Annotated in this window: 8 protein-coding genes; 4 read left to right on the forward strand and 4 right to left on the reverse strand. The window is 68.3% G+C overall.

Annotation, left to right across the window (positions count from 1 at the left end; genetic code table 11):
* Positions 1 to 17 precede the first annotated feature (17 nt).
* Complete coding sequence (locus ACT3UE_RS06080) at positions 18 to 1,262, forward strand: alpha-hydroxy acid oxidase (RefSeq protein ID WP_443382066.1); 1,245 nt, start codon at positions 18 to 20, stop codon at positions 1,260 to 1,262.
* Here ACT3UE_RS06080 and ACT3UE_RS06085 read toward each other — a convergent pair.
* The gene (locus ACT3UE_RS06085; protein ID WP_444566393.1) at positions 1,246 to 2,514 is read right to left on the reverse strand and encodes a glycoside hydrolase family 3 N-terminal domain-containing protein; all 1,269 of its coding nucleotides are present in this window, start codon (positions 2,512 to 2,514) and stop codon (positions 1,246 to 1,248) included. The genes ACT3UE_RS06080 and ACT3UE_RS06085 overlap by 17 nt on opposite strands.
* A 68-nt stretch (positions 2,515 to 2,582) precedes the next feature.
* On the reverse strand, positions 2,583 to 3,587 hold the full coding sequence (locus ACT3UE_RS06090) for a YdcF family protein (protein ID WP_443382062.1): 1,005 nt from the start codon (positions 3,585 to 3,587) through the stop codon (positions 2,583 to 2,585).
* Positions 3,588 to 3,626: 39 nt separating this feature from the next.
* Between ACT3UE_RS06090 and ACT3UE_RS06095 the strand changes: the two genes are divergently transcribed.
* On the forward strand, positions 3,627 to 4,445 hold the full coding sequence (locus ACT3UE_RS06095; RefSeq protein WP_444566394.1) for an MOSC domain-containing protein: 819 nt from the start codon (positions 3,627 to 3,629) through the stop codon (positions 4,443 to 4,445).
* Between the two features lie 66 nt (positions 4,446 to 4,511).
* Positions 4,512 to 5,990 carry an aldehyde dehydrogenase gene (locus ACT3UE_RS06100; protein ID WP_443382058.1) on the forward strand — a complete coding sequence of 493 codons (1,479 nt, stop codon included), beginning with the start codon at positions 4,512 to 4,514 and terminating at the stop codon, positions 5,988 to 5,990.
* Here the strand turns inward: ACT3UE_RS06100 and ACT3UE_RS06105 are convergent.
* Both ACT3UE_RS06105 and ACT3UE_RS06110 read right to left on the reverse strand, forming a co-directional pair.
* A complete protein-coding gene (locus ACT3UE_RS06105) occupies positions 5,980 to 6,312 on the reverse strand; it encodes a DUF202 domain-containing protein (protein WP_443382056.1) in 333 nt (110 codons plus the stop codon). The genes ACT3UE_RS06100 and ACT3UE_RS06105 overlap by 11 nt on opposite strands.
* Positions 6,313 to 6,320: 8 nt before the next feature.
* Positions 6,321 to 6,701 carry a YidH family protein gene (locus ACT3UE_RS06110; RefSeq protein ID WP_443382054.1) on the reverse strand — a complete coding sequence of 127 codons (381 nt, stop codon included), beginning with the start codon at positions 6,699 to 6,701 and terminating at the stop codon, positions 6,321 to 6,323.
* Positions 6,702 to 6,886: 185 nt separating this feature from the next.
* On the opposite strand from ACT3UE_RS06110, the gene ACT3UE_RS06115 reads away from it, so the two are divergent.
* On the forward strand, positions 6,887 to 8,288 hold a 1,402-nt coding region (locus tag ACT3UE_RS06115), incomplete at its 3' end, for a Clp protease N-terminal domain-containing protein (protein ID WP_444566395.1).

Consider the following 8,288-nt stretch of genomic DNA (forward strand, 5'->3'; position numbering starts at 1 on the left):
GAGCCCCGAAGGGACCCATGCAACGCAATTTCCCCCAGCTCTCCGAGCTGCGTCCGCTCATGCAGTTCGAACGCCCGAGCCTGGACTTCCGGGCCCACCGACTGGCGAAGGCGGCCGACCTCTGGGACCTGCGCCGGATCGCCCGGCGACGGACCCCCAAACCCGCTTTCGACTACGTGGATGGTGGCGCCGGGAACGAGGAGACGCTGCGCCGCAACCGGCAGGCCTTCTCCGATGTGGAGCTGGTTCCCGGGATCCTCGGCGGGCACCCCGCAGTCGATCTGTCCACGACGATCGCCGGGGCACGGTCCTCCCTGCCGGTGGGCATCGCCCCGACGGGCTTCACCCGTTTCATGCACGCCGAAGGCGAGGAGGCCGGGGTCGGGGCCGCTGCGGATACCGGCATCCCCTATACGCTCTCGACGATGGGCACCCGGTCCATCGAGGAGGTCGCCGCCTTCCAGCCCGCAGCCCGTCGTTGGTTCCAGCTCTACCTCTGGAACGACCACGCAGCCTCGCTCGACCTGGTCAACCGGGCCGCGGCCGCCGGCTACGACACCCTGATGGTCACCGTGGACACCGCCATTGCCGGTCAACGCCTGCGCGATGTGCGCAACGGCATGACCATCCCGCCGAAATTGAACCTCAAGACGGTGCTCGACGCCTCCTACCGTCCCGAGTGGTGGTTCAACTTCCTGACCACCGATTCGCTGAAGTTCGCCTCGCTCAGCGGCACCTCGCATTCACTGCCCGAACTGATCAACTCGATGTTCGACCCGACGCTGTCGCTGCAGGACCTGTCCTGGCTGCGTTCGGTGTGGCCGGGCCAACTCTTCGTCAAGGGGATCCTCACCGCGCAGGACGCGTCCAAGGCCCTGGATGCCGGTGCCGATGGCCTGATCGTCTCCAACCATGGTGGCCGCCAACTCGACCGCGCCCCCGCGAGCCTGCAGGCACTGCGCGAGGTCCGCGAGGCCGTGGGCCCCGACGTGGAACTCATCCTCGATTCGGGCCTCATGTCTGGAGGGGACATCGCCGCCGCACTCTGCGCCGGCGCCGATTTCACGCTGATCGGCAGGGCCTACATGTATGGGCTGATGGCCGGGGGGCGTGAAGGAGTGCAGCGGGCGTTGGACATCCTCGCCGAGGAGCTGCGGGTGGCCACCACCTTGCTGGGTGTCTCCTCCGTCGCCGAACTCGGCCCGCAGCATCTACGGATGCACTGGCGGGGCCCGCAGGCCCGGCCTACAGCCCGTCCTTGACCTTCAGCACGCGCAAGGCGGCCTCGTCGATCCTGGCCTTGAAGTCGGGGTCCGCCTTCGCCTCGGCGACGAGCCCAGCGGTGATGGGTCCGATGGCGGCCTGATTAACGCAGAGCATCATGGTGCCTCCGGCGTCGAAGAACTTCTTCGCCCGGGTCGCGTATTTCCAATCACGGAACTGGGTGGCATCGCACATGTCGTCGGAGATGACGATCCCGTCGAAGCCCTGGTCGTCGCGCAGCATCTTGTTGATGACGGTATCGGAGAAGGCCGCCGGGTTCTTCGCGTCGATCCGGGAGTAGTAGGCGCTGGAGAGCATGATGAAGTCCGCCCCGTCGTCGATCCCTGCCTGGAACGGCTCGAGCGTCGCGTCCTCGCGGGTCGTGACGGTGTCGGTGACCCCGTGGGAGACGTCGGTGTTCCGGCTGACCCGCCCCAGCCCGGGATAGTGCTTCATGACCGGGGCGACTCCCGCGGATTCCATTCCCGCGGCAAAGGCCGAGGACCCGGCCTGGGCGCTGCCCGGGGTCTTTCCGTATTCCCGCCCGAACGCGCCGATCGGGGCGTTGGCGGCACCGATGGAGGCAGGAACGGTATCGGCGACCGGGGCCAGGTTGATGTTGATGCCCGATTGCGCCAGTTCCTTCCCCCAGCCGGTGGCCCGGCGTTCCAGTGTCTTCGGATCCCAGGAACCCTGGGTCAGTCCGGCGGGGATGGTGGAATAGCCGGGGCCCTTCAGGACCTGGACCTTGCCGCCCTCCTGGTCGGTGGAGATGAACTGCCCGACCCCACCGGTGGTCTTCTTCGAGACGGTCGCCTTGATCTTCTTCACCGCCGCGGCGGTGCCCTTCAGCCCCACGGTGCTGCGGCCCTTGAGGAAGACGTTGCCCACATGGTTCTTCTGCAGGATCCCCAGGTCCGAGGCGGTGGCTCCCGTGGCGGGGACCCCCATCATGAGGACCTGCCCCACGCGTTGTTCCAGACTCAGGGTGTCGAGGCGCTCCTGCGCGGCGGTTTCCGCCGCGGGAGTCCCGGGCGAGGCCGCATCCGCCGAGGCCGGGGTGGAACCCGCATGGCCCGGGGTTTGCGTCGCGGCCGGGGACCCGGTCCCGGACGAACTGGCACCGGACGAAGCAGCACCGGCGGATCCGCTGGAAGCGGTCCCGGCCCCCGGCGTCGTGCAGGCGGCCAACGGCAGGGCGGCGCAGATCAACGCGGCCGTGGCCACGTTCCTCAAATGTCTTTTCATCATGCCCTTTCGGCGGGTTCGCAGGCAGACCTGAGGCTCCAGTGTAGTTGGGGTCCGCTCTGGCCTCGTGGCTACTGCCCCGCCAGCACGCCCAGGACGATGAACCCGGAAATCGCGAAGAACGGCAGGCACAACACGGCATTGAGGACCCGATGCTCGTTGATGATCGCCACGAACTCCCGCAGGAAGGCGCTGGGGACGTAGTAGCGGGCGGTCGGGGACCCGACCACCTGGGCATCGACGTCGTATTTGCGGGCCAACAAGGCTGCCCGCAGCACATGATAATTATTGGTCACCACCAGCAACGGTCCGGGACGCCCCGCGGCGTTCTGGACCTCGCGGGAGAAGCGCAGATTCTCCCGGGTCGTCTTCGCCTGGTTCTCCGGGACGACGTCGGCCGCGGGAATTCCTGCCTCGTACAGGTATTCGGCCATCCCCTCCCCTTCGGTCCGCGACTCGTCGTGGCCCTGGCCTCCCGAGGGGATCAGCACCGGTTTCGGATCCGGTGCCTGCCGATGGAGTTCAACCGCCTTGTCCAGCCGGCTGGCCAACAGCGGGGGGACCTTTCCGCCGATCAACCGCGAGCCCAGGATCGTGATGGCTTCGGGGTGGATGTCGTGCTCCATGCGGCCGTAGGCCACGGCGTAGGCGAGGAAGATGACGAAGACGACCCCGAGATAGCCGCAGAGGAAGAAGAGCAGGAACGCCAGTCCCACCAGCAGGGGCTGGAGCGTGAGCACCAGCAGCAGGGCGAGGACCGGCAGCACGAGCATCGCGATGCCCAGCACCAGGGTCAGCAGGTTCCCCAGCCGGCGGCCCTCGCTGCGCATCATGGTCAGCCCGTTGGCGATGAGGAATCCGGCCAGGACGATCACCGCCAACGGCACCAGGGCGAGGATGCCCAGGGTGATGTAGTCGAAGACCGGGGACCAGCTGCTCAACAGGGCCGTGGCCCCGGTGAGTGCGAACCAGATGGCTGCGACCAGGACGACGCCGTTGCGCAGCATGCGCCGGTCCTTGCGGCGCAGCCAGACGTAGAGCAGGCCCAACAGGGCGGCAATGATCAGGAAACTCACCCGGCCAGACTAGCAAGGCAGCCTGACTAGACTGGAGCCGTGCAGCAGAGTCCAAAATCCCCGCCGGGCAGTACCGATGCCTCCATCGCCGCTCTCTACCACTATCCAGTCAAGGGCCTGTCCCCGCAGCCGCTCTCCGAGGTCGGGCTCCACGCCGGGCACGGCTTCCCCGACGACCGGATCTACGCACTCGCCCGGGCCGGGGGGAAGTACGTCCCGGACACGGCGCAGAACCTGGGCAAACAAAACTTCCACGTCCTGGCCCGTGACTTCGCGCTGGCCGGATTGCGCAGCCACTACGACTCCTCCTCACGGACGATCTCTCTCACCCGCCCGCAGGGTGATGACGCAGAGGCGGTACACGCCGATCTGTCCACCTCCACCGGCCGCGACCGGTTGGCGTCGATGGTGGCCGAACTGCTGGGTCTGGCCGGGGACGCCGCGCCGGTCATCGCCCACGAATCCGGCCGGCGTTTCCCTGATCTGCTCTCCAAGGGCGATGAGGAAGCCCAAGCCGTGTCCATCATCAACCTGGCCTCCGTCCGTGAACTGGCCCGGATCACCGGCGTCCCGGTGGACCCGCTGCGTTTCCGCGCCAACATCTACCTCGACGGATTGCCGCCCTGGGCCGAACGGCACCTGCCGGGCCGTTCGATGCTGGCCGGAGGTGCCCGGCTGGAGGTCTTCCAGGAGATCGGCAGGTGCCCGGCCACCGAAGTGGATCCGGTGAGCTCGAAACGTGATCTGCCGGTCCTGCAATTGCTCCACGACGCCTTCGGGCACACCATCATGGGCGTCTACGCCCACGTGCGGACCGATGGAACGCTCACCCGGGGCACTGCCGTCGTTCGGGAATAACCATGGCCGGGACCGGGTGGGCAGGACTACGATCAAACCACGTCGACCCCCCGGATGGAGGCAGCAATGACCGATCCCTCCACCGGTTCCCTGCGCACGGAGGCCTATATCGACGGCCGGTTCCGTCCCGCCGCCGGCGGGGCCACGTTCACGGCGCTCTCCCCCGCCACCGGTCAGCCGATTGCCCGGGTGGCCGCCTGCGGGCCCGCGGACGTCGATGCCGCCGTGGCCAGCGCCCGCACCGCCTTCGATTCCGGCGTCTGGTCCGATGCCGACCCCATCGAACGCCAGCAGGTGCTGCTGCGCCTGGCCGATCTCATCGAGGCGGCCACCGCCGAGCTGGCCGGGCTGGAATCGGTGGATGCGGGCCGTCCGCTGGCCGACTGCCACGAGTTCGACCTCCCCGACACGATCGGCACCATCCGCTGGTATGCCGAAGCCATCGACAAGGTCTTCGGCAAGGTCGCCCCCACCGGGCCCGGGGCGCTGGGACTCATCGTCCGCGAGCCGATCGGTGTGGTCGGGGCGGTCCTGCCCTGGAACTTCCCGGCCGCCATGCTCGCCTGGAAGATGGCCCCGGCCCTGGCCGCCGGGAATTCGTTGGTGGTCAAACCCCCCGAGTTGGCTTCCCTGTCCACCTTGCGGATCGCAGAACTGGCCACCGAGGCAGGCGTACCCGACGGGGTGTTCAACGTGGTTCCCGGGCTCGGGCCCGTTGCCGGGAAGGCCCTGGGCCTGCATATGGACGTCGATATGATCTCCTTCACCGGTTCCACCTGGACCGGCCGGGAATTCCTGCGTTACGCCGCCGAGAGCAACCTGAAGAACATCACCTTGGAATGCGGGGGCAAGTCGCCGCAGATCGTGCTGGCGGATAACGCCGACCGCCTGCCCCAGGTGGCCGCCGATCTGGCCGAGGCCGCGTTCTGGGCTTCTGGGCAGAACTGTTCGGCGGGTTCACGGATCCTGGTGCATGAATCGCTCAGGGCCGACTTCGTGGCCGAGCTGGTGCGCCAGGCCGGCCAGCGGATCGTCGGGGACCCCGCCGAACCCGAGACGATCCTCGGTCCGCTGATCGAGGCCGACGCGCTGGCCAGGGCCCTGCGTTTCATCGAAGATGCCCGCACGGCCGGGGCCCGGATCGCCGCCGGAGGACGGGCCCTGTTCGAAGACAGCGGCGGCTGGTATCTCGGCCCGACCGTCATCGACGAGGTCACCGCCGGGATGGCGATCGCCCGTGAGGAGGTCTTCGGCCCCGTCGTCGCGGTGATCGGGTTCCAGGACGAGGCCGAGGCGTTGGCCCTGGCCAACGACACCACCTACGGGTTGGCCGCGACCATCTGGTCCCACGACATCGATCGGGCCATCCGGCTGGCCCGTGGGGTGCGGGCCGGCACCGTGGCCGTCAACGGCTACAGCGAAGGCAACATCACCACCCCGTTCGGTGGCTACCGGGCCTCGGGCTTCGGGGGGCGCGACAACGGGTTGGAAGCCTTGGAACAGTACACCCAGCTCAAGACGATCTGGGTGACCGTCAGGTCGTGATGACCACGATCAGGGCCAGCACGCCCAGGATCATGACGGCGCCGGCGGTCCAGAAGATGGCGGCCACATCGGCCTCCAGGCGCCCCTCGGCGATGCCACGGGTGCGGGCGGAGTAACGGCGGCGCTGCGTCACGTAGATGGACAGCGCCCCCAGGCCCCCCACGGCCACCAGGATCAGGATCGAGGGGCCGTAATGGTGCATCCAGCGCATGAACACGGCGCTGACCACGAACAGCGACAACGTGGTCCGGCCCCAGGACATGACGGTGCGTTCGGGTTGCAGTCCCGGGTCCTGGTGGCCGCGCGTGATGGGGATGGTCATCGAGGGACCTATCCGGAGACGACGAGGACGACGACGATGACCGCCGCGGCCAGTGCCCCGCCGATGCCCAGCAGCGGCACGATCGCCGGGAACGGCAACGGACGGTGGTTGCGCATGCTCGACTCGATCCGCAGCCAGCGGAACACCGCCCCGGCACTGATCAGCAGACCCAGGCAGATGACCAGGATCGAGATGGCCTTGCGCAGGTCGGTGGGAAAGGCGTCGAAGGCGAAGGCCTCCAAGGCGATTCCACCGGCCAGGAAGGCCAGCGAAGTGCGGATCCAAGCCAGGAACGTGCGTTCGTTGGCCAGGGTGAACCGCGGGTCGGGTTCGTTGCCGCTGGGTAGCGCCTTGCGTGCCAGCCATCCGCGTTCGCCTTCGTCGGCCACCGTCGTCCTCCCGCTGTTGCCCCAGCCGCCACCGGCTGCTCTCGCTGGAAATCCTACCGGTCACAGGCCTCGCCCGCCGGGTGGAAACCGTGCGGGGAATAATGACGACCGCATCACGTTAACTTGAGTGACATACACTCAGGTCTATACTTGAGCGTAAGACACTCAAGTTCCTTGGAGGGAAAATGCCAGCGTTCTTCGGACCCACCGGATCGGGAAGCGGCTCGTTTGATGACTTCCTGGCCCGCTACCTGCAGGGCCAGCGAGCCGCAGCCGCAGGCCGCCCCATCGACATCACCCGGCTACTCAGCCGGCGCACGCACGAACTGCTCGGGCAGGCGGCGGCCTTCGCCGCCGAACACGGCCATGCCGAGGTCGACGCCCTGCACCTGCTGCGGGTCCTCGTGGCCCAGGACGGGCCGGCCGCCCAGTTGCGGGCCGGCGGCATCGACGTGGAGGCCATCGCCCGCAACGCGGAACAGCGTCTGCCGCAATCCTCCGACCGCCCCACCGGCGGGGCCCCGGCACTGACGGCTTCGACCCAACGGGCCCTGCTCGACGCCCGCCAGGTCGCCCGCGCCTTCGGCTCGACCTACATCGACCCCGAGCACCTCTTCGTCGCCTTCGTCGTCAACCAGGACTCCCCCGCCGGGCAGGTCCTCGCCGCCTCCGGGGTGACCCCCGAAACGTTGCAGAACATCGGGGCCGCCGCCCAGCAGGAAGCCTCCGGCCCCCAGGACGGCCCCGCGCAGACCGGGGCCCCGACCGATTCACCGACCCCGATGCTGGACACCTACGGCACGGATCTGACCGCACTGGCCCTCGAGGAGAAACTGGACCCCGTGATCGGCCGGCAGGAGGAGATCGAGCAGACCATCGAGATCCTGGCCCGTCGCATGAAGAACAACCCGGTGCTCATCGGCGAAGCCGGCGTCGGCAAGACCGCCGTCGTCGAGGGCCTGGCCCAGGCCATCACCGCCGATTCGATCCCCGCCCAGCTGCAGGGCAAACGCGTCATCTCCCTGGACCTGCCGGGCATGCTCGCCGGCACCCGCTACCGCGGGGACTTCGAGGAACGCCTGACCAAGACCATGGACGAAATCGCGGCCGGGGACGGCGAGTACATCGTCTTCATCGACGAGCTGCACAACGTGGTCGGCGCCGGCGGCTCCGGGGAAGGCGGCATGGACGCCGGGAACATCCTCAAGCCGCGGCTGGCCCGCGGGGAACTGCGGCTCATCGGCGCCACCACGTTGGCCGAGTACCGCAGCGTGGAGAAGGACCCGGCATTGGAGCGCCGCTTCCAGCCCGTCACGGTCGGCGAACCCTCCCAGGAGGATTCCGTGAAGATCCTCACCGGTCTGGCCGGCCGCTACGCCGAACACCACCAGGTGACCTATACCGAAGGTGCCCTGCGGGCCGCCGTCGACCTCTCCTCCCGCTATCTCACCGACCGTTTCCTGCCCGATAAGGCGATCGACCTGATCGACCAGGCCGGGGCGCGTCTGAGCCTGCGGCGCGGCCCGACCGTCGACGTCCAGGCGCTGCGCCGCGAGCTGGAGACCCTGCGCGAACGCAAGAACGACG

The sequence above is a fragment of the Arthrobacter sp. 179 genome (assembly GCF_052379645.1).
Lineage (GTDB): Bacteria > Actinomycetota > Actinomycetes > Actinomycetales > Micrococcaceae > Arthrobacter_H.